We start from the raw sequence: 20687 nt of genomic DNA on the forward strand, positions 1-20687 counted from the left end.
TGATGGGATTAGCATTGTCAAGCCCGGTTTAGTTCATGTACTTAGTTCATATACAATGAGACTTTCTAATATTATTTATTATCTCATGATCTAGAGTTCCTAGAATAACTGATAGCCGCTGACCATTAGGTAAACAAATACTGGGGGCGATCTCCAGAAGGGGTATCATCATGAAAGCACGATTATGTAAATCGTAGTGTGGTATTGTTAATTGAGGTGTTTTAAGCGTTATATTCCCAAACAGCATCATATCAATATCTAATGTACGCGCCCCCCATCGAGGTTCCTGTCGAATACGCCCTTGTTCTATTTCGATACATTGTGTACTACTAAGTAATGACTGAGGATCTAGACAAGTATCAAGCGCTACCGCTACATTAAAAAAATTAGGTTGATTTTCTGGACCATAGGGTGGGGTTTCGTAGACGAAAGAGGTCGAAACAATGTAAGATTTTGTAATAGATGCCACTTTCTCCAGTGCGCTACTAATTTGGCGCAGTGGGTTAGCAAGATTACTACCCAATAAGAGATATACACGATTCATTCTATATAATCACTATTGTTGATTGTAGATATTGTCTTATTGTGGTAATCAGCAGGTGAACATGTACATATTGCTTGCTTTGTATATGAATTTACTAGGTTCCTATCAAGCATTTGAAGCATTGTCTTTTGCTCTGGTGGTGCCGATATTTGGAATTCAAGCCACCAGGTGGTCAGATGCTTTAAATTATTATTTTTTTCTACTTGAGCCCTCATCTTTAAAAGATCGTATGCAGCGCGAAATGTCGGATGCGTTATAATTGTAAATGCTCGTTTACCATGCCGGCGAGTGAGGCGCAACTGAAGTTGCCAAATTTCTCTCACTAATGTAGTAATACGTTTTGGTATTGCTAGCGCACGATTAGCTCTTTCTAACACGTCATTCATGGATAATATAAAGGCATCATAATAGTTGAGGTTTTTTTCTTTAGATAGTGTCTGTGATATGATTAATTGTGGGTACCAGTACATAGCAGCGAATAAAAACGCCGGGTTAACACGCATGTGATTATGGATGCGTATATCAGTATTTGTTAATACTAAGAGGATCATCTGTTCCATATGACTATCGCCACTTTCAGTAAAATATTGTGTAATGATCGGAAACAGAGGCTGGAACAATTGATACTTGCATAGCTTAAGATATGTACTATAGCCATGGCCAGTCTGAAAAAGTTTGAGTATTTCCTCAAATAAACGAGCAGGGGGAATATCGTATAGCAGGGTAGCTAAACGTGGGATTGGTTCTCGAGTGTCATCGGCAATGCCCATTCCTAATTTAGCAGCAAAGCGCACGACCCGTAGCATGCGTACTGGATCTTCACGATAACGAGTTTCGGCATTTCCAATAATACGGATTACTCCTGTCTTAAGATCGTTTAATCCACCTATATAGTCACGTACCGTACAATCAGTGATATTGTAATATAGACTATTAATTGTAAGATCACGACGTTGAGCATCATCTTCGATAGAGCCGAAAATATTATCACGCAATAGCATACCACTTTTAGCGCATTGTGCATGATAACGATGATTCATATTCTTTGATTCTATTTCATGATGTCCGCGAAAGGTTGCCACTTCGATAATTTCGTCTCCAAACATAATATGGGCCAGACGGAATCTGCGACCAACTAAACGACAGTTACGAAATAATTTACGCATTTGCTCGGGTGTGGCATTAGTAGTTATATCAAAATCTTTAGGTTGCTTACCAAGCAATAAATCACGTACTCCACCACCTACGAGGTACGCCTCGTATCCAAATTTATGCAGACGATATAATACTTTAAGAGCATTACTGCTGATATTCTTATGTAAGATATTATGGTGATTCCGCGTAATAATAGCCACTTGGCATGTTTCTGATATTTCAGTTGCCATAACTTCTTCGCAACCACGGACTTTTCGATAAAAATTAGCAACTCTGGTAAAAATAGGACACCTCTATGCTAAAAGTATCTAATCTATTGCAAGGTAACTTCAACAATAGCTCAGATGAAAACCATTGATTATGTTGAACGTTATGACTACTGCGTCTTGATCGGTTCATATGCGATAGTCACCAACACTTTTTATTCTTACTGAATAGAATTGCACATTGAAATGTGGCTCTTCTTGATACAATTTCGTCACTAAGATGATGCATTTTATTCTAAAATTGTGCCAATTATCATATCTGTATCAGAATCTATGCAGATATTATAGAGGATAGTAAGATCAGCGTAAGATAAAAGCACTGGGTGTTTGAATCAATATGAAATATTTCCATATAGTGATGTATTCTATTATAATACAATACATAACATCAACTATACAGTTGATATCTTTCATATTTTTACATGAGTGAGTGCTATTTAGCGTGTTTTATATCCGTATTACAGATAATCTATATACTGTAGGTGATTTTCTAGTGTGAGTTTAGCTGCCTATTATGTAAAGTCAATGCTATTCTGTGAACAATGTATGTGTAAGTATAGTATGCTTCCGTTTTTCGTAACAATATACGAAGAATTTTGAGATTAGCGATAATCATAACATAATAGATTAGCTTACTGTATTCAGGTGTTGGATGTTTTTATTGATTATATTATTTATTATTTCCCCTGCACAGACAGTGCATGTTGTGTAATAAAGGTACTAGGATTTTATCTTAGAATAAAATAGTGCTATAGCACTCTATTATTTTTAAGAGAATAACTATATCCTGGCATTATACTAAAGAGTTCAAGGATTGGAGGGTCTATTCAGGTAGTTTTTTCATAAATAAAACAATGAATGCAGTTTTGATTTGTTTATATAATTTTATATATCCTGTTGGATAAACAAACGGACGATACTTAATGATTTTTAGTTTTAAGTAAGTGATAGATATAAAGCGAGAGTTGATTTTTACAAAGTTTTGGTAAGTAGAGAAGTCACGCCCAACAGATATTACAATACCAGATTGCATCTCACATAATTCATGACATATAACCCTATATATCTGTTATGTATTAAAGAAATGGTAAGCAATGTAGTGAAAAATTGAGTCAAGCACGAGTAAGGTTCATGGAGCAATATTTGACGAGATTATGATTTTTCACCCACATTAGCTTTAGTGATACCCAGGAAGTGATTGAACGATAATCAAGTGAGATTATACAGTTAATCTTATTCTATGAGTGCAATTTTTGAATGCGTCTGATCGATCTATGATGGGTAGATTGATATTGCTACTAACGTAGTAAGTCATTTTATCAGAAAAATACACATGTAATATATTATATAAAATATTATTAATCGGGATGATATTTTTAGCATAGTGCATCGAGTGTTGAAGATTATTCGTTCTTAATAATGTACATCATGGATCTTATGACTGAGTTAACTTAGTTATGTTTTGCAAATAAAACAAGCGTGATATTATCTAGTCTAGACATTCTAATTTTTCTTACCATTTGTCAATGATAGTGATCATGATATAAAATTGCATAAAATATAATATCACAATGTATTTTAGAAAATAAATTCTAGCAATATATCTATTTCTAGATATATTTTATATATATTATTATGACAGTCTATCAGTGTAACAGCTGGTAAACAAACTTTAGCTTATAAAGGTATAATATTTATTATACCTTTATAAGCTTCTGTCGTTAGAGTAAGTTACTCTAAATAATGTATATTAAAAAATAATAAAAAAGATTTTATGATCTTTAATTATAAACGTTAGATTGAATTAATATTAATAGTAGTAAGATATATTATATTTTTTATATATAATAGATTGTGATCTAATTGTAAGTTATGTACATCCATAACTAATCAATATATTAGAAAATTTTTCAGGTTTTTATGATTTATATTTTTATTAAATTTTCACATTAAATGTTTACATGGTTTTAGTGTAATCATTATCTCTTATCTATATATACAGATATTATCTACATAAAATATAAAACCATTCTTTACTAATCAATAGTAGTTTTTCGCTTATATCTTAAAAGATCTGTTGAGTGATAAAGATTAAAAATATTAATTTAGGATGATCGCTTTATCATTATACTTCATCTGTGAACTGAATAGTTTTTATAAAACTAACGATAATCTAATGGCATCATAAATATGTAATATTAAGAATGATTGAAACATGATACTTAATCATTCGAAATTACTATAAGTTAGATAGATTTTATATGAAATACTGTATATGTTTTGAAAAATTTTGATTAGTAAAAACTTTACCTTCATTGGAATAATATATTGTATATGAAGTTATATAAATTTCATCATATCATGTGAGAACCAATATTCTTGATGTGATGGTACAGGAAATTTTTATATGTTGCTAAATCAATGGATAACGCAGGCATCATTAATCATGTATTCTAGTGATTGTCGTAAATGATATACTACACGATGCACTACATGTATATTTTTTAGTTTTTAGTTTGACTAAAAACTCAGCATTTGAGATATTTTATAGCATAAGTGAAAATGTGAGATCACATCTTGCATTTTTCTTTCAGTGTTTTTACTATTTTCCGATTTTAGTTATGAGACTAATTTTCAATCAACGATATATTGTTAGTAATCTTTTTAAGTTTTTTCTTTAGTCATCATTGCTTTCTATTGATTGTACAATACCTAATTTTAAAGGTATCGCTTGTCTTGACTAGTTATTTCTATAGATGCGATTAATTCAGTACCGTAGAGGTGAAACCTATAATTTCAGGAATATATGGTCCTAAAATTATTCGTATTAAGAGAAAAATTCAGCATGCAGAGATCATGATTTATTGGTATTAAAAGTGATGACAACGCCTTTTCTGGGATATCAAAACCTTCATGTAGTCATGGAGATCAGCTAGCATATAAAAACTCCTCCATGCCGGTCATAGAGCAGTGCTATATGTTCTGTAGCATCTATGTCAGAATATACAAGCAGGTTTTATCCTATACCTTTACTGAATATTTAATACGATCTTCTGCATATATTTTCAAATAGCTATCTCCATAGAAATGGATGACTGATGATCTGTTATTACTATCAAAATAGAAAATCACCCGGTGATTTTTTCATGATTGATACAGCTCGCCATTATGGGATGAAGAAGACCAATAGGTCTCATTATCTAATCTAATGGCTAGGTTGTGAATTTTTTTTGAGGATATCTGATACCTAGAAGTGATAGTGATAGCAATAGTATGTAACACAAAGAGATATAAAATTTTTAAAATTTTACCGGTAGGTTGTTGAAACTTACACTAAAGCAAAATCCGTAATTTTATCAGCATCGATTTGCTTATGATCTCTTTGTGAAATATGCGATGTCTGAAGCAGCAATATAAGACCTCTCTAGAGACAATAGGCCTCATATTTAAGTAAATATACAGCTCTATAGTAGAGTAGAATAGATGTGCTTTTATTACGCTATTACACCAGGCATAACTGATTTGGTATATCATTGAAGAATTTTTTAAGATAGGATTGAGGGTTTGAGTTATGTGTTTGTCTCTAATAGCTTGCACCTGTTATAACAAATACATTTTTTGATTCTTGAGTTTTTAGTATTTCTTTCGGTTTTTATAAAATATGTTACAGATGTTAGTAAAGAGACTACCTATTGTAGATATAGATAGCGTAATGAGTTATCTTCACCAGTGAAGATTTGTGGTAAGAGGATAACAATCCAAAGATACTCTATGTTGACTATATAGCCCATAATCTCTTTAGTTTTTAGAGGCTTGCTAAGAAAATCTTTATAACTGTATCATATGTTACAACTGTAATGAGTAGAAACGTGTTACAACCATAAATTGCAGAAATTTTTTAGGGTTACAGTATAAATGTCAGAGCTATTAATTGTGTTAGTAGACTTCTCTGATAAACGTGAATAGTAGATCAAATATAACAAACGATTCAAAAAATCTTTAGATGACTTAGACCATAGACAGGTAAAAGTGATGTAATAATGATTAGATGAGATTTTTCCGAAAAATGTTTTTTAGTTTTAGATAATTGCACTTTTTCGATATATATATACTGAAACATATTTCAATACAATAATTAGCATTAAGAAAATCTTACTTGGGTTAGTAATAATCGTTATCTATACTATAGTAGATCAAAGGATTATTTTTTTAAAATATTTTTCATCTAAATTGCATAGCTTAAAAACTTAGTGTTTCTAGATATTAAAATCATCCTTGCTTAGTTTAAATGAAACACTACTACTAATAGTAGTGTTTTTTGCTAACTCGATTATACAGAAGTTAGAGCTATGAAATAGGATTGCAAATCCTGACTCATAAGTACTACTTAACTAGTATATTATCTTTTTCTAATCACTAGAAGATTATTTAACATTTGAAGATGCATTAAAAATATTCATAAACTATATATGCATTACGCAAACTATATTCGTGATATATTTGAAATATTGATACAGATACAATCTAACGAGTTAGCAAAGTGCATTAAAATGTAACTATGGTAGCAAACAATAGATGAGCTATTAATGATATAATTAACAATGATTCCAAAATATTTAAGTTTTCAGACTGAATATTTATCTTAATTTTCTTATGATTTCTTCTTAATATTTATTCTGAATATTTTTTCAAATAGTTAAGATATAGACCTGCACTTTAAAAACAAAATCTCCTATTTAATTGAAAGATAATCTATTAATAGCAATTATACTACAAAATGTTTTTACCTAAAGTATTTGTCAGTTTTTATTGTATTTAATTTTACAGATAACTGCAGTACATTACAATATTTTTGTATTTCTAAAAACTTATAGAATATTAATGTTTTCTGCTAAATACAGACTTCTTTAAGATAATATATATCTCTAATATAAATATGTATTTATTGTTACTATACCTGATAGCACAATAGGTCTTTATTAATTAGGATTAATTAGGTCTTTATTAATTAGTCTTGATTGATTAATAGAAAATGTTACTTAATTGATACTATTTTAGTCAAAAATAAAATATATTCATATACCACTCATGTGCCATTATAAGTAAGCAATATTACTTTATAAGTAAGAAATATTACTTTTTTTAGTAAAATAAATATTTTATTTATATTGTAATGTATGGCATGAACCGTTTGTGTCATAAATTCAGAATCAATAAGATATGCATCAAATTATGTTTTGTGCAATAATGCGGAAGAGGTGAGTAATTTTAATACTCAGAAGATCATTACCTTATATGTTATGTGAGAGAAATAATGATATTAAAATAACTGCATTAAAGAAGTGTCATATCTTATAAGTCAACCAATGATAAAATAGACATAGTTATTATAATCTTAAGGATTAAATTTTTAAATCTTGAGTTATAGTGTAAAATCGTGAGCTATAGTGTAATAGATATAAAATTTTTCTAATTATAGTTTATGTTTAACCAATAAATGATATAATCAACCTATATCAATAAGTAAATTGAGTCAATGATTGATCGTTAATGTATATAAGATAAATGTACATAAGATCACAGATCCAAATTCAGATAACAGATCTAAAATGTATTATATTTATTAGAGTGTATACACAAGCTAATCATTACAAGAAGATTTAGATAAAATTATGATTTTAGAATGATATTAATCTTATATCTTTTTTGTTATGTTATAACATATGGCTTTAGTGTTAGCTAATATTTTATTTATTATAGATATTTGATATTCGATGATATCAAAATTATAAATTATAATAATGCTGAACGCGATAATTTTTACAATCAGTCTAATGTTTAGCATTGTCTGATGGACAATATGTTCTTGCGTTATGTTTACAAGTATATCTTTTAGATTTATTTATATTCTTCAAATGGTAAACTACCGTAATCATCTTGATTGTATTTGACATCATCATGTATTTTTAGGTAAAAGACTATTTTCTGATTAAAGATTAATATCTTTAATACAAATGTTATTAATAACATATCTTTATTATTGCTAGTTACATCATGCTATGATGTGACTTTGTCACACATGGATTAATTTTGTTATGATTGCTCATTTTAGAAGCTCTAAAAATGGATACATTTTTGTAGTTCTTAAGAAACCTCATGGTTTTAGACATGAGTGGAATCATTGCTCTCTCAGTTAAAAGTGATGGTATACTAAGATCTAGTAGACTATAGTAAGCCTCAAAAGATGCTATCAATCAATATAAACCTTTATATAAATAAACCTATATATAATTTTCTGTATGTATGATGCTCTGTCCTGATGTTCTTATGCAAGGAGATAGCATTGCTTATTCATAAAGTAATATAGGACATAATAGATGTTATTTTTATAAGTCTTTGTTATGGAAAAGCAAAACACCAGTTCAGATATAGCATCAAATAGAATGAGGCTTATCTAGTAGTACGCTTAGTCCTCTGTAGTTTTATAGAACAGATTGAATAATGAAGTTAGCATCTAGATGTAATTCCTTCATGAAATGAAAATCATCAGAGAGTATATACAATATGAATTGGTCTCTGTCATAACATATGACAGCTATAACTGAGTGACATGTGGTTGCAGTAGAGTCATGATTCTGCATTGTGACGCACAGAGTAATCTGTGCATAAAATTAAATTATAATCATTTAGCATATAATTTAAAAATCTGAAACATCTTTTTACCATGATTAATTATATGATTTCAATATGTACTTTTGTAATCTTTTCTGTTTGGAAAAACTACATATATTCTAAATTTATTACTTTAATATGGAAGATTTTCATCATGTATACTATATGATGTTCTGTAGATGTTTTTCATCATCTTAGTAGATTCAATATCGGTATACAGTATTAGGTATAAGGTAGACCATAAGGTTATAAATTAGTACAAAATGTAAGCGGGTTATATCAAACGATACCTGATGAATTCAAGGCAGATTCTGGTATATTATACACTATATTATGTAAATTATTTGACGTGATTTATAAGAACATGATACATGAGAGCATGATGATGCTACTGTTATATCACAAGCGTTGTTAATATAGTGAATCTTCTTTTTACATATATTTTTATATACTTACTCGTAGTAGTAAACACAGTTTAGCACTAATACAAAGTATTATCGTTGCCACGTTGAATAAATAATTAGTTAGGTAATTAGTTAGGATATTTATGTTCAACCATTCTATAAGCGTAGTAATTCTTGCTGCTGGTAAAGGAACTCGTATGCACTCTGATATACCAAAAGTGCTTCATTTACTTGCAGGTAAACCTATGGTTCAGTACGTTATAGATAGCGCTAAAGCGATTAACGCAAAAAATATTCACCTAGTTTATGGATATGGCGGTCATCTGCTTAAAACCACTCTTAAGGATGAACCTTTAAATTGGATTCTGCAATCAGAACAGCTTGGTACAGGTCACGCCATGCAGAAATCTTCATTTTATTTTGATGATGATGAAGATATTTTAATGTTATATGGTGATGTACCTTTAATTTCAAGCGCAACGCTGTGTCGTCTCCAGATGGCCAAGGTAGACGGTGGTATTGCTTTGCTTACGCGCAAATTAGACAACCCAACTGGTTATGGACGAATTCTTCGTCAAAACGGGAAAGTGGTTGGTATTATCGAACAACAAGATGCTACACCGGAACAATTAAAAATTAATGAGATTAACACAGGTATTCTCTTAGCAGGTGGTGCAGATTTAAAGCGTTGGCTAAGTCAGCTTACTAGTCACAAAGAAATCGGTGAATACTATATCACCGATATTGTTGAGATAGCTAACAAGCAAGATTGTCCAATTGTTTCAGTGCATCCTGTACAAAATATCGAAGCAGGTGGCGTCAACAGCCATCTTCAGCTTGCTCAGTTAGAGCGTCTCTACCAAGTTGAACAGGCAAAGAAATTGCTTTTAGCCGGTGCTACGCTTCACGATCTTAATCGTTTTGATTTACGTGGCACATTAAAACATGGTGTTGATATGGTTCTTGATACTAATGTCATTATTGAAGGTCATGTGATTATTGGAAATCAAGTCACTATTGGTAGTGGATGTTTGATTAAAAATAGCGTTATATCTGATCATAGCGTCATTCATCCTTATAGCATTATTGAAGATGCTTACTTAGGGCCAAAGTCTATTGTTGGACCGTTCGCTCATTTACGTCCAGGCAGTAAATTAGAAGAGGGGTCACATGTTGGGAATTTTGTAGAATTAAAAAATACACATCTTGGGATGGGTTCTAAAGCAGGGCACCTAAGCTATATTGGTGATGCAGAGATCGGAAACAATGTTAATATTGGGGCAGGAACCATCACCTGTAACTATGATGGCGTTAAAAAATCCAAGACTATAATCGGTGATGATGTTTTTGTCGGCTCCGGAACTTACTTTGTTGCTCCGGTTAAAGTATCGTCTGGCGCTACTATTGCTGCTAGCACTACTATTATAAAAGATATATCCGATATTGGGTTGGTTTACGATCAGAAAAAGCAAATTTTAAATTCAAATTGGGATCGGTTTAAGAAGAAAGACGAGTAATTGTGCAATTGAGCTTTGACATATTTAGGGAATATCTACTGAATATATTAATATCGAGATCATCTATATATAAATGAAAAATAAAAGTAGATCTCCTGAGAATATCGGATTGATAAATGGCTACTTACTTAATAACAACATCAGGAGCTCATAACAATGTGTGGAATTATTGGCGCTGTTTCCCAGCGGGATATTGCAAAAATTCTTCTTGAAGGGCTTCGTTCGCTTGAGTATCGTGGTTATGATTCTTCGGGTCTCATGGTGGTTAACTCTACCGGGCAGGCGAGCCGTTTGCGTTGCGTCGGGAAAGTGAATAATCTAGCCTGTGCAGCAGAGCACGCTACACTTTCAGGAGAAACTGGTATTGCACATACGCGTTGGGCTACGCATGGCAAACCAGCAGAAAGTAATGCTCACCCACATATATCTACTAATATTGCAGTAGTACATAATGGAATTATTGAAAATCATGAGCTACTACGCGACCAACTTCAGGGCCGAGGCTATACTTTTTACTCAGAGACTGATACGGAAGTAGTAGCTCATCTAGTTCACTGGGAGCAACAAAGAGGTGGTTCGTTACTTTCAGTAGTGCAGCGAGTCATTCCAGACCTTCGTGGTACGTATGGAATGGTAATATTAGATACTGACTCTCCTGATAGATTAATTGCTGCGCGTTCTGGTAGCCCCTTAGTGATTGGCTGCGGGGTCGGTGAAAACTTTATTGTGTCAGACCCTATGGCATTACTGTCAGTGACGCGTCGTTTTATATATTTAGAAGAAGGAGATGTTGCGCAAATTAGCTGTTATGGTATTAAAATTATAGATCGCTGCAATAACATTGCACAGCGTTGCGAAGTAGAATTAGACACACATTACGATGTAGTAAATAAAGGTGTATATAGTCACTATATGCAGAAAGAGATTTATGAACAACCTTCTGTACTGAAAAATACTTTAAGTGGTCGACATAATAATAGTTTTGTCGAGCTTCATGAGCTTAATGAGAAGGCTTATTCTCTTCTAAAAAAAGTAGAGCATATACAGATTGTGGCGTGTGGCACTTCTTATCATTCAGGAATGGTTGCTCGTTATTGGTTGGAGTCACTAGCAAAGATGCCTTGTGATACTGAAATTGCCTCTGAATTTCGTTATCGCAAATCAGTAGTACGAGAAAATAGCTTGTTTGTTACTCTGTCTCAGTCTGGCGAAACAGCTGATACGTTAGCGGCATTACGTTTATCTAAGCGCTTAGGATACCTAGGATCTTTATCTATCTGTAATGTAGCGTCTTCCTCCTTGGTGCGTGAATCTGATTTTTCGCTCATGATGAAAGCTGGAATAGAAGTTGGCGTGGCATCTACTAAATCTTTTACTGCTCAACTGGTTATTTTATTAATTTTAGTGGCAAAAATTAGCAGCTTAAAAGATGCAACATCGCAAGTGGAACGAGAGATTGTTAATGCCTTACAGATATTGCCCAGCTGTATTGAAAAGGTATTATTGCAAGATCAACTGATTGCTCAATTAGCACAAGACTTTTCTAATAAAAACCACGCTTTATTTCTCGGTAGAGGAGATCAGTATCCAATAGCTATGGAGGGGGCTCTAAAACTAAAAGAGATCTCTTATATTCATGCTGAAGCTTACGCTGCTGGTGAGTTAAAGCATGGGCCATTAGCATTAATTGATTCTGATATGCCAGTTATTGTGGTTGCGCCACAGAATGCACTATTAGATAAACTTAAATCTAATATTGAAGAGATACGCGCTAGAGGTGGTCTTCTATATATTTTTACCGATGCTATATCTAGTTTCGTGGGTAGTGATAACATATACATTGTTCCGTTACCTCATATTCCAGAAGTACTGGCACCTATCGTCTACATTGTACCATTGCAGTTATTAAGTTATTATATTGCCCTAATACGTGGAACTGATTTAGATAAGCCCCGTAACTTAGCAAAATCAGTAACAGTAGAGTAGCATTCCCTCTGATATAAGATCAGGTAGAATAGTAGTATGGACAGATAATTATGCGATATTCATAAGCTCTCATCATGAGTTTCTAAATGTCTTTTAGTATCTGTACCTATCTTTATTGTATAAGCATCAGACAGCTATGTTAATCATAGGTGTTTTAAACACCCGCCATTTTTTTAGGCTGAATCCAGGTATTAAATTGATCTTCTGTTAAAAAGCCAAGTTGTACTGCAGATTCTTTTAATGTTAATCCTTCTGTATGAGCTTTGTGAGCAATTTTTGCTGATTTATCGTAACCGATATGCACATTCAGCGCTGTTACAAGCATTAATGATTCATTCAGTAATTTACTAATGCGATGATGATTGGGCTGAATGCCTAGTGCACAATGATCATTGAAGCTATTTATACCATCAGATAATATACGTAAAGACTGTAAAAAATTATATATCACCATAGGTCGATAAACATTTAACTCAAAGTTGCCTGATGCTCCACCTATGTTAATTGCTACATCATTTCCCATAACTTGGCAGCAAATCATAGTTACCGCTTCACATTGAGTAGGATTTACTTTTCCTGGCATAATAGAGCTACCAGGTTCATTTTCGGGAATAGTAATCTCACCAATACCACATCGCGGACCAGAGGCTAACCATCGAATGTCGTTAGAAATCTTCATTAAAGAAGCGGATAAACTTTTTAGGGCACCATGAGCATGGACGATAGCATCACAAGTTGCTAATGCCTCAAACTTATTTGGTGCCATAATAAATTTTATTTTAGTTAGCGCAACAATTTCATTGACCATGCGGAGGGAGTATTCAGGGTGAGCATTTAGACCGTTACCTACAGCTGTACCTCCTATCGCTAGTTCTAATAAATGTGGTAAGCTTTTGTGAATGTGGACTAGATTATGCTGAAGCATTGATGTCCAACCTGAAATCTCTTGCCCAAGAGTTAATGGCGTGGCGTCTTGTAAATGAGTGCGACCGATTTTTACAATATCTTTAAAGGCCTTGGCTTTATTATGTAGTGTCATATGGAGCGTTTCTAGCGATGGAATTAGGTTTTTTTGTATCGCTAAGGCCGCTGAAATATGCATGGCGGTTGGAAATACATCATTGGAGCTTTGACTATGATTCACTTCATCATGCGTATGCACTAGGCGAGACATGCCCCGCTTTCCACCGAGAAGCTCACTAGCACGGTTGGCGAGTACTTCATTCATATTCATATTCGTTTGAGTACCAGATCCTGTTTGCCAAACAGAAAGCGGAAACGCCTGATGATGTTTTTTGGTCAGCACTTCATCAGCTGCCAACATAATAGCCTCTGCGTGAGTGGGTTTTATTAAACCGAGATCTTTGTTGACTTTTGCAGCTGCACGTTTAATAAGTGCTAATGCATACAAAAGCTCTTCTGGCATTTTTTCTGTTGAGATGTCAAAATATTTCAGCGAACGTTGTGTTTGTGCACCCCAGAGCTGATTGATCGGCACCTCAATGGCCCCCATAGAGTCCTTTTCGACACGAGTTACACACATGTTATATCCTTAAGTAGGTAACAGACCGTAAACACTAGATAATCAAATTATATATCTATATATCTATATATCTATATATCTAACCAGATAATAAGTATTTTCGTATGAGTTGTCGAGGGTGTTATCCTAGTGCTATATTATATATATGCATATATAATATGATCGAGAATGACATTCTGCTCATAATATTGGTATTGGATGCTCTATTTAGATAAGAACTAAAGCTAAACTGATTGAGATAAACATTGGAACTTATCATCGCTGTGTCACTAATTTTTGTTTTATATTATGGATAATCTTTATAAAAAGTCTATTGAAAGATAAGCGTATAATTATAGCTTGTATTATACAATAGAGATAAAGAAAATTAGTAAGCTTTAATTAATAGTAGAATACGTCTAAGTACTGTTATGCTAAAGCATAATGGTATAACCGGTGGCATGAGATCTAATCTAAAAAATACTACTTTATTATAGCAATTCTTATTACATAACTGATCCATAATTATTGTCCGTGCTTTTTGAATTACGTATCATGTTACCATTTAAGATAGTAATTGTTAAGTATCTTATTTTATGCATGAACTAGGTGTATCTTAGTTTCTACATTGTCAACACTGTAAAATGCGTTAAGGACAAAATATATATTTTATATATCTATTCTATCTGATGTCTATTAGGGCAATGTTCTAAACAGTTTAGATAATGTTTCTAACAGTCTAGTAAAATAACTGGTCAGAGTATAAATAATATAAATAAAATAACAAAAGTGATACACATGGTATGATGCAAACAGTTTAAAGGTAAATACAATCTATTAGATTAGGGTGAGCAATGATAATAGGTGCAATAACATTGAAACTAGCAGTCTTAGGTGGATGCATAGAGTATAGTTGATATGTATATTACACATAAGGTTATGCTTATGCTTTATGAGCTCAGGTCTAACATCGTTAAATAATACTGTCTAATGAATATATAATAATATACTTTTATATTATCTAATGTTATGCAATGCTCTCTATAAGGTATGCTGATCGATTATTAATTCAAAAAGATCTTTTTAATGTTAAACTTATGGTATATCTAGTCATATTAGAATGTATTCTCTATCAGATTCGAATCTGAGCATTTATTCTATATTATGCAGTGCCCACGTGACTTCAATTATCTTTTGATATTGTATTTTTTGATGTTGCGCTAGACATGCTGGATTTGATTGCAATGTGAAGGTTTTAGTAGAAGCTCATTAGTGTTCTTGAGAAAAATATATCACATTATTTTTCGTAGTTGTTATCTACAGCTCTATGTTAGAGTAGTGTGGTCATACAGAAATATCCAAGATGATTGGAATAACCACTTTAAAGTTACTCCATTAAACATTAAATACTATACATTGAATAGGAATTGAAGTGTAGTCTACAATAAGTAGAATATGGTTTATACTTTAAATTTAAACTGATGACGCGTATAATATATACTACGTGGTATGGATACAATTCGTAAGGTAATTTCTGCTGTTAATTAAATATTTTACCTCTGAGTTATCAGAAGTTTTTTAGGAGTTTATTATGGTTTTAGTAACGCATCCAGCCCCTGATTTTACTGCGTCTGCTGTTTTGGGAGACGGTAATATCATAGAGAAATTTAACTTTATAGAGTATATTAATGGAAAAATAAGTGTACTTTTCTTTTGGCCAATGGATTTTACTTTTGTATGCCCATCTGAGCTTATTGCGTTCGATAGAAGGTATTTAGAGTTTCAGAAACGCGGTGTAGAAATTATTGGGGTATCTTCTGATTCACAATTTGTACACAAGGCATGGCGTAAAACACCGATTAATCATGGCGGAGTTGGTGATATTCAATATGTTATGGTCGCTGATATCAAACGTGAAATCCAAAAAGCTTGGGGTATTGAACATCCTCAAGTTGGTGTAGCGTTACGTGCTTCTTTTTTGATTGATCAGACTGGTATAGTTCGGCATCAAGTAGTCAATGATCTACCATTAGGTCGTAATATTGATGAAATGTTACGTATGGTTGATGCACTGCAGTTTCATGAGCAGCATGGAGAGGTATGCCCTGCGCAATGGCAAAAAGGTAAAGATGGCATCATAGCGTCACCTGCTGGGGTTTCTCAATATTTATCCAAGAATATCGATCAATTATAATGACTGCATAATGCTAACAATAATAATTGTTATTAATGCAAGGATTATTGTTTCTGATAGAACAGTTAATCCTTTGGGTACAGCGTTAGGATAGGAATATTTGTATTGCTAATTCTTGGTGTTTATAAATGACCACTTTCTACATACATCATGCAACCTCAGACGTTACTAGCCTGAGATGAATCTCAGGCTGTATGTCTTGGATGGATAGACCTGAGTTTTTGAATTGATTGAAATTTTATGGTACCTAAAAAGACCAAATAGTGACACACTATATCCTGTTAAAGCTAGCAAGAGAAGAGAGACTTGTAGGTTTCTACAACATTATCATTCTCTTTTTGCTGCATCATTTGAGATAATTATGCGGTTAATACGTGGTATACATAATCTAAGGGCAGGAGATCGCGGCTGTGCATTAACTATTGGTAACTTTGATGGTGTACATCGGGGGCATCAGTCATTACTGGCGCAACTGTGCAAAAAAGGGCGTCAACGCAATACTCCAATAATGGTTATGTTGTTTGAGCCTCACCCACTAGAAAGATTTTCCTTAGAATCAGCACCGCCCCGTTTGACTAGATTGCATGAAAAGTTGTGTTATTTGAAAAACGCTGGAGTACATTCAGTATTATGCGCTCGTTTTAGTCGTCATTTCGCCTTACAAAGTGCGCAAAATTTTATTACCGATCTACTAATCAATAGGTTAGGTGTAACATTATTAGCAATAGGGGATGATTTTCGCTTTGGGTCAGGACGAAGTGGTGATTTTTTTTTATTGCAGCATGCCGCTATACGCTATGGTTTTGAGATTCTTGGTGCCAAAACGTTATTGGATAACAAAAAACGTATAAGCAGCACAGCGATACGTCAGGCATTAGCCACAAATAACTTACCCTTAGCTACAACGTTGTTAGGGCGCCCATTTAGTATTTGTGGTAGAGTGGTGCGCGGAGATTCGATTGGTCATATGCTCGGCTTTCCCACTGCGAATGTACCATTACTTCGTACTGCAACACCGATCACAGGAGTGTACATCGTATATGTCAAGCAACTGGATAATCAAGTTTTACATGGTGTGGCAAATATTGGCATGCGCCCAACATTAGCGCGATCACATAAACAACTAGAAGTACATGTATTAGATAGGTTTATTGATCTTTATGGTCAGTACATTGAGGTAATTTTTCTTTATAAAATAAGAGATGAAAAGCGTTTTAATTCTCTGGCTGCGTTAAAAGAGCAAATTCAAGATGACGTAATAGTTGCTAGAAATTTTTTTGATCAAAATAGTGTGAATTGATTGTAGTTACGTATAAAAAATTGTTATAACAGTTAGGATTAATATCCTAATATCCTAATGACCTAATGACCTAATGACCTAAAGAAAAGATGAGATATATCGTAGTAAGATTAATTCAAGTTTAGCAGACATATCAGACATATATATATTTCTATATTGATATTATGAATTGTGACGATACTACTACTCATAGTACAAATCTTGTTGAATGCATAGAAAGTAATTTTTTTATTAGATACAATCTAAATCCTATTGGCTCTGATTTGTCATACAATCCTACAATCTTATAGGGTGCATTCCATCAACCTTGTCTATCTTTAGATCTAAAATAGCGTACAACTATTGTTATCAAATACAAATCATAATAAAAATTATAGTATTTTGCTGATTAGCAATCATATGCTATGAGCAAGTGCTATGAGCAAGGATAATCATAAAAAGATTTCATCATACAAAACTTATAAAGATAGCTAGATATAATTTATAATTAACTAGAACTTAATATTATAGAGCTGGATATTGTGCGATAGCTTGGTAGAGCTTAAATAAAATAAAAAATATTTAAAATATGTAAATACTACATATCATATATCGCGAAATAAGATACAGATCTATCCCCATTCTGCCTGGTGTATGCTTATTATATAGTGTCTTTAAATTGCTATATAGCTTTTAAAAAGAGTTTTCAATGTTTTTCAATATTAAAACTTAGGATATAATTTAGTAAATCGATATTGCATCGTCAGATACAATTTAGTAAATGTTAAGAATCTATTCTCATAGGTACGAGTAGAAAAGCATTACTAATGCTATGTTTTAGATACACAGTACATATGTAGATTTATTTCAGATCTCAAAAAATTAGTTTGATCAACCTGAAGTATTTTATACATACATAATATATATATACTTATATATGCATATAAGTATATATATCTCTATAAAGGATTCATCATGCGTTTTTGCCTGATAGTTACAGGGCCAGCCTATGGTACTCAAAGTGCTAGCAGTGCGTGGCTATTTGCTAACGCAATTATAGCTAATAATCATACTCTTGATAGTATTTTTTTTTATTGTGAAGGTGTTATGAATGCTAATGCATTGCATGCTCCCGCTAGCGATGAAGTTAACTTAACTCACTTTTGGCAAAAATTACACCAGAAACATGGAGTCATACTTAATATCTGTATTTCTGCAGCATTACGACGTGGAATATGTAATCAAAAAGAATCATTGGCGCTGGATTTAGGGGCGGCTAATCTAGCTATAGGTTTTCGATTTACTGGTTTAGTCTCATTAGCAGCATCAGTTCTCACCTCTGATCGAGTCGTAAAATTTTAATGTGTGATATTGCTTTTATTTTTACACAGTGCCCGCATGGTTCTAGTGCAGGACGTGAAGGTCTTGATGCAGTCCTAGCGACATTAACACTAAGTAAAAAAATTGGCTTATTTTTTGTTAGTGATGGTGTGTTGCAATTATTGGCAGGACAACAGAGCGATTGCATTTTAGCACGAAATTACAGTGTTACATTCGCTGCTCTTCCTTTACTATATGATATAACACAATTTTATGTTTGTGAGGCAGCGCTAGAGGCGCGTGGTATACTCCCTAAGAACCAGTTTGTCATTAAAGTACAAGTATTACCTCCAAAAGATCTACGCAATATATTAAATCACTATAATAAAGTGATTACTTTCTAGGATTATTATGTTACATACTATCTCTCGATCACCCTTTTATTGTGATTTTCCAGCAATTTTACGCCTAATGTCAGCAGGGGATGATGTCTTGTTATTAGAGGACGGGGTGCTTTCTGCAATTCAGGGGGCTGAAACTCTTAAAGGGCTTTTAAACATAATGATCAGCTTATATATTTTAAAAGAGGATCTAATCGCTCGCGGTCTGCTGATATATATTTCACCGCAAGCACAAGTTATTAGTTATGATGGGTTTATAGAGCTAAAAATACAACATGCTCAGCAAATATCGTGGTAAGTGATATTTGGTGCTTTTGTTATTTCTTGACTTTTGATACCATTACGTTTAAAATTTTAAATTAGTATTATTTTGCCAGTCACACGGAATAACTGCTGGCATAGAAAAATCCAGGAGTGAGTTATGGCAACAGTTAACCAGTTAGTGAGAAAACCACGCGTACGAAAAGTTGTAAAGAGCAATGTACCTGCGTTAGAGAGATGCCCTCAAAAACGTGGTGTATGTACTCGAGTTTACACTACAACCCCTAAAAAACCAAATTCAGCTTTGCGTAAGGTATGTCGCGTGCGTTTAACTAACGGGTTTGAAGTTACGTCTTATATTGGAGGGGAAGGTCATAATCTGCAAGAGCACTCTGTTATCTTAATTCGTGGTGGCCGTGTAAAAGATTTACCAGGTGTACGGTATCATACCGTGCGTGGCTCACTAGATTGCTCTGGTGTTAAAGATTGTAAGCAGGCACGTTCTAAGTATGGTGTAAAAAAGCCAAAATCTTAATCGTTCCTGGTGACACTTCAGTAAATCTACATTTTAATTACTATCATGTGAAAATATTACGCATACAGTCTTAAAAGACAGTTTTAAAGAACGACAGTTTAAAAGAACCTAAGAGTTTTTAAGTATTATGAATGAATAATGGAGCATCTTATGCCACGTCGTCGCATTATAGGTCAGCGTAAAATTTTACCAGATCCAAAATTTGGATCTGAGCTGCTAGCTAAGTTTGTCAACATTCTTATGGTTGATGGTAAAAAATCTATTGCTGAAACTATCGTCTATCGTGCGATAGAGACTGTGATCCAACGTTCTGGAAGACAGGGATTAGAAATATTTGAAGATGCCCTAGATCATGTTCGCCCTATTGTAGAGGTTAAATCTAGGCGTGTTGGCGGGTCTACATACCAGGTACCTGTTGAAGTGCGCCCAGTACGTCGGAATGCACTTGCAATGCGTTGGATCGTAGAGGCGGCTCGCAAACGCAGTGATAAATCTATGGCGCTACGTTTAGCGAATGAACTAGCCGATGCTGCAGAAAATAAAGGCACTGCAGTAAAAAAACGTGAAGACGTTCATCGCATGGCCGATGCTAATAAGGCATTTGCTCATTATCGTTGGTAACAATCATATC

At 33.3% G+C, this 20687-nt stretch carries 12 protein-coding genes; 9 read left to right on the top strand and 3 right to left on the bottom strand.

Going from position 1 to position 20687, the window contains the following annotated elements; all coding sequences use genetic code 11:
• Positions 1 to 46: 46 nt before the first annotated feature.
• Together folK and pcnB are read right to left on the bottom strand one after the other, a co-directional pair.
• Positions 47 to 544, bottom strand: a complete 498-nt coding sequence (gene folK / locus CIPSTX3056_RS01210; RefSeq protein ID WP_072666147.1) for a 2-amino-4-hydroxy-6-hydroxymethyldihydropteridine diphosphokinase — start codon at positions 542 to 544, stop codon at positions 47 to 49.
• Positions 541 to 1983, bottom strand: a complete 1443-nt coding sequence (pcnB, locus tag CIPSTX3056_RS01215) for a polynucleotide adenylyltransferase PcnB (protein ID WP_083595500.1) — start codon at positions 1981 to 1983, stop codon at positions 541 to 543. Before pcnB ends, folK begins: the two co-directional genes overlap by 4 nt.
• Before the next feature lie 7201 nt (positions 1984 to 9184).
• Between pcnB and glmU the strand changes: the two genes are divergently transcribed.
• The gene (gene glmU, locus CIPSTX3056_RS01220) at positions 9185 to 10558 is read left to right on the top strand and encodes a bifunctional UDP-N-acetylglucosamine diphosphorylase/glucosamine-1-phosphate N-acetyltransferase GlmU (protein WP_072666149.1); all 1374 of its coding nucleotides are present in this window, start codon (positions 9185 to 9187) and stop codon (positions 10556 to 10558) included.
• Between the two features lie 156 nt (positions 10559 to 10714).
• Complete coding sequence (gene glmS, locus CIPSTX3056_RS01225; RefSeq protein ID WP_072666150.1) at positions 10715 to 12544, top strand: glutamine--fructose-6-phosphate transaminase (isomerizing); 1830 nt, start codon at positions 10715 to 10717, stop codon at positions 12542 to 12544.
• 154 nt (positions 12545 to 12698) lie between these two features.
• Here glmS and fumC read toward each other — a convergent pair whose 3' ends face one another.
• Positions 12699 to 14087: a class II fumarate hydratase gene (gene fumC, locus CIPSTX3056_RS01230; protein WP_072666151.1), complete on the bottom strand. Its 1389-nt coding sequence runs from the start codon at positions 14085 to 14087 to the stop codon at positions 12699 to 12701.
• A 1570-nt stretch (positions 14088 to 15657) separates the two neighbouring features.
• Here fumC and CIPSTX3056_RS01235 point away from each other — a divergent pair.
• The 7 genes from CIPSTX3056_RS01235 to rpsG all read left to right on the top strand — a co-directional run bounded on the left by CIPSTX3056_RS01235 (position 15658) and on the right by rpsG (position 20677).
• The gene (locus tag CIPSTX3056_RS01235) at positions 15658 to 16260 is read left to right on the top strand and encodes a peroxiredoxin C (RefSeq protein WP_072666152.1); all 603 of its coding nucleotides are present in this window, start codon (positions 15658 to 15660) and stop codon (positions 16258 to 16260) included.
• 361 nt (positions 16261 to 16621) lie between these two features.
• The gene (gene ribF, locus CIPSTX3056_RS01240) at positions 16622 to 17560 is read left to right on the top strand and encodes a bifunctional riboflavin kinase/FAD synthetase (RefSeq protein ID WP_072666153.1); all 939 of its coding nucleotides are present in this window, start codon (positions 16622 to 16624) and stop codon (positions 17558 to 17560) included.
• A 954-nt stretch (positions 17561 to 18514) separates the two neighbouring features.
• A complete protein-coding gene (tusD, locus tag CIPSTX3056_RS01245) occupies positions 18515 to 18901 on the top strand; it encodes a sulfurtransferase complex subunit TusD (protein WP_072666154.1) in 387 nt (128 codons plus the stop codon).
• Positions 18901 to 19263 carry a sulfurtransferase complex subunit TusC gene (gene tusC, locus CIPSTX3056_RS01250; protein WP_072666155.1) on the top strand — a complete coding sequence of 121 codons (363 nt, stop codon included), beginning with the start codon at positions 18901 to 18903 and terminating at the stop codon, positions 19261 to 19263. Before tusD ends, tusC begins: the two co-directional genes overlap by 1 nt.
• Before the next feature lie 7 nt (positions 19264 to 19270).
• Positions 19271 to 19558, top strand: coding sequence for a sulfurtransferase complex subunit TusB (tusB, locus tag CIPSTX3056_RS01255; RefSeq protein ID WP_072666156.1), 288 nt, complete (start codon positions 19271 to 19273; stop codon positions 19556 to 19558).
• 123 nt (positions 19559 to 19681) lie between these two features.
• Positions 19682 to 20056, top strand: a complete 375-nt coding sequence (gene rpsL / locus CIPSTX3056_RS01260; protein WP_072666157.1) for a 30S ribosomal protein S12 — start codon at positions 19682 to 19684, stop codon at positions 20054 to 20056.
• A gap of 150 nt (positions 20057 to 20206) precedes the next feature.
• A complete protein-coding gene (rpsG, locus tag CIPSTX3056_RS01265; RefSeq protein WP_072666520.1) occupies positions 20207 to 20677 on the top strand; it encodes a 30S ribosomal protein S7 in 471 nt (156 codons plus the stop codon).
• The last annotated feature ends 10 nt before the right edge of the window (positions 20678 to 20687 follow it).

Origin of the sequence: Candidatus Erwinia haradaeae (genome assembly GCF_900698965.1) — a bacterium.
GTDB lineage: Bacteria > Pseudomonadota > Gammaproteobacteria > Enterobacterales > Enterobacteriaceae > Erwinia_E > Erwinia_E haradaeae_A.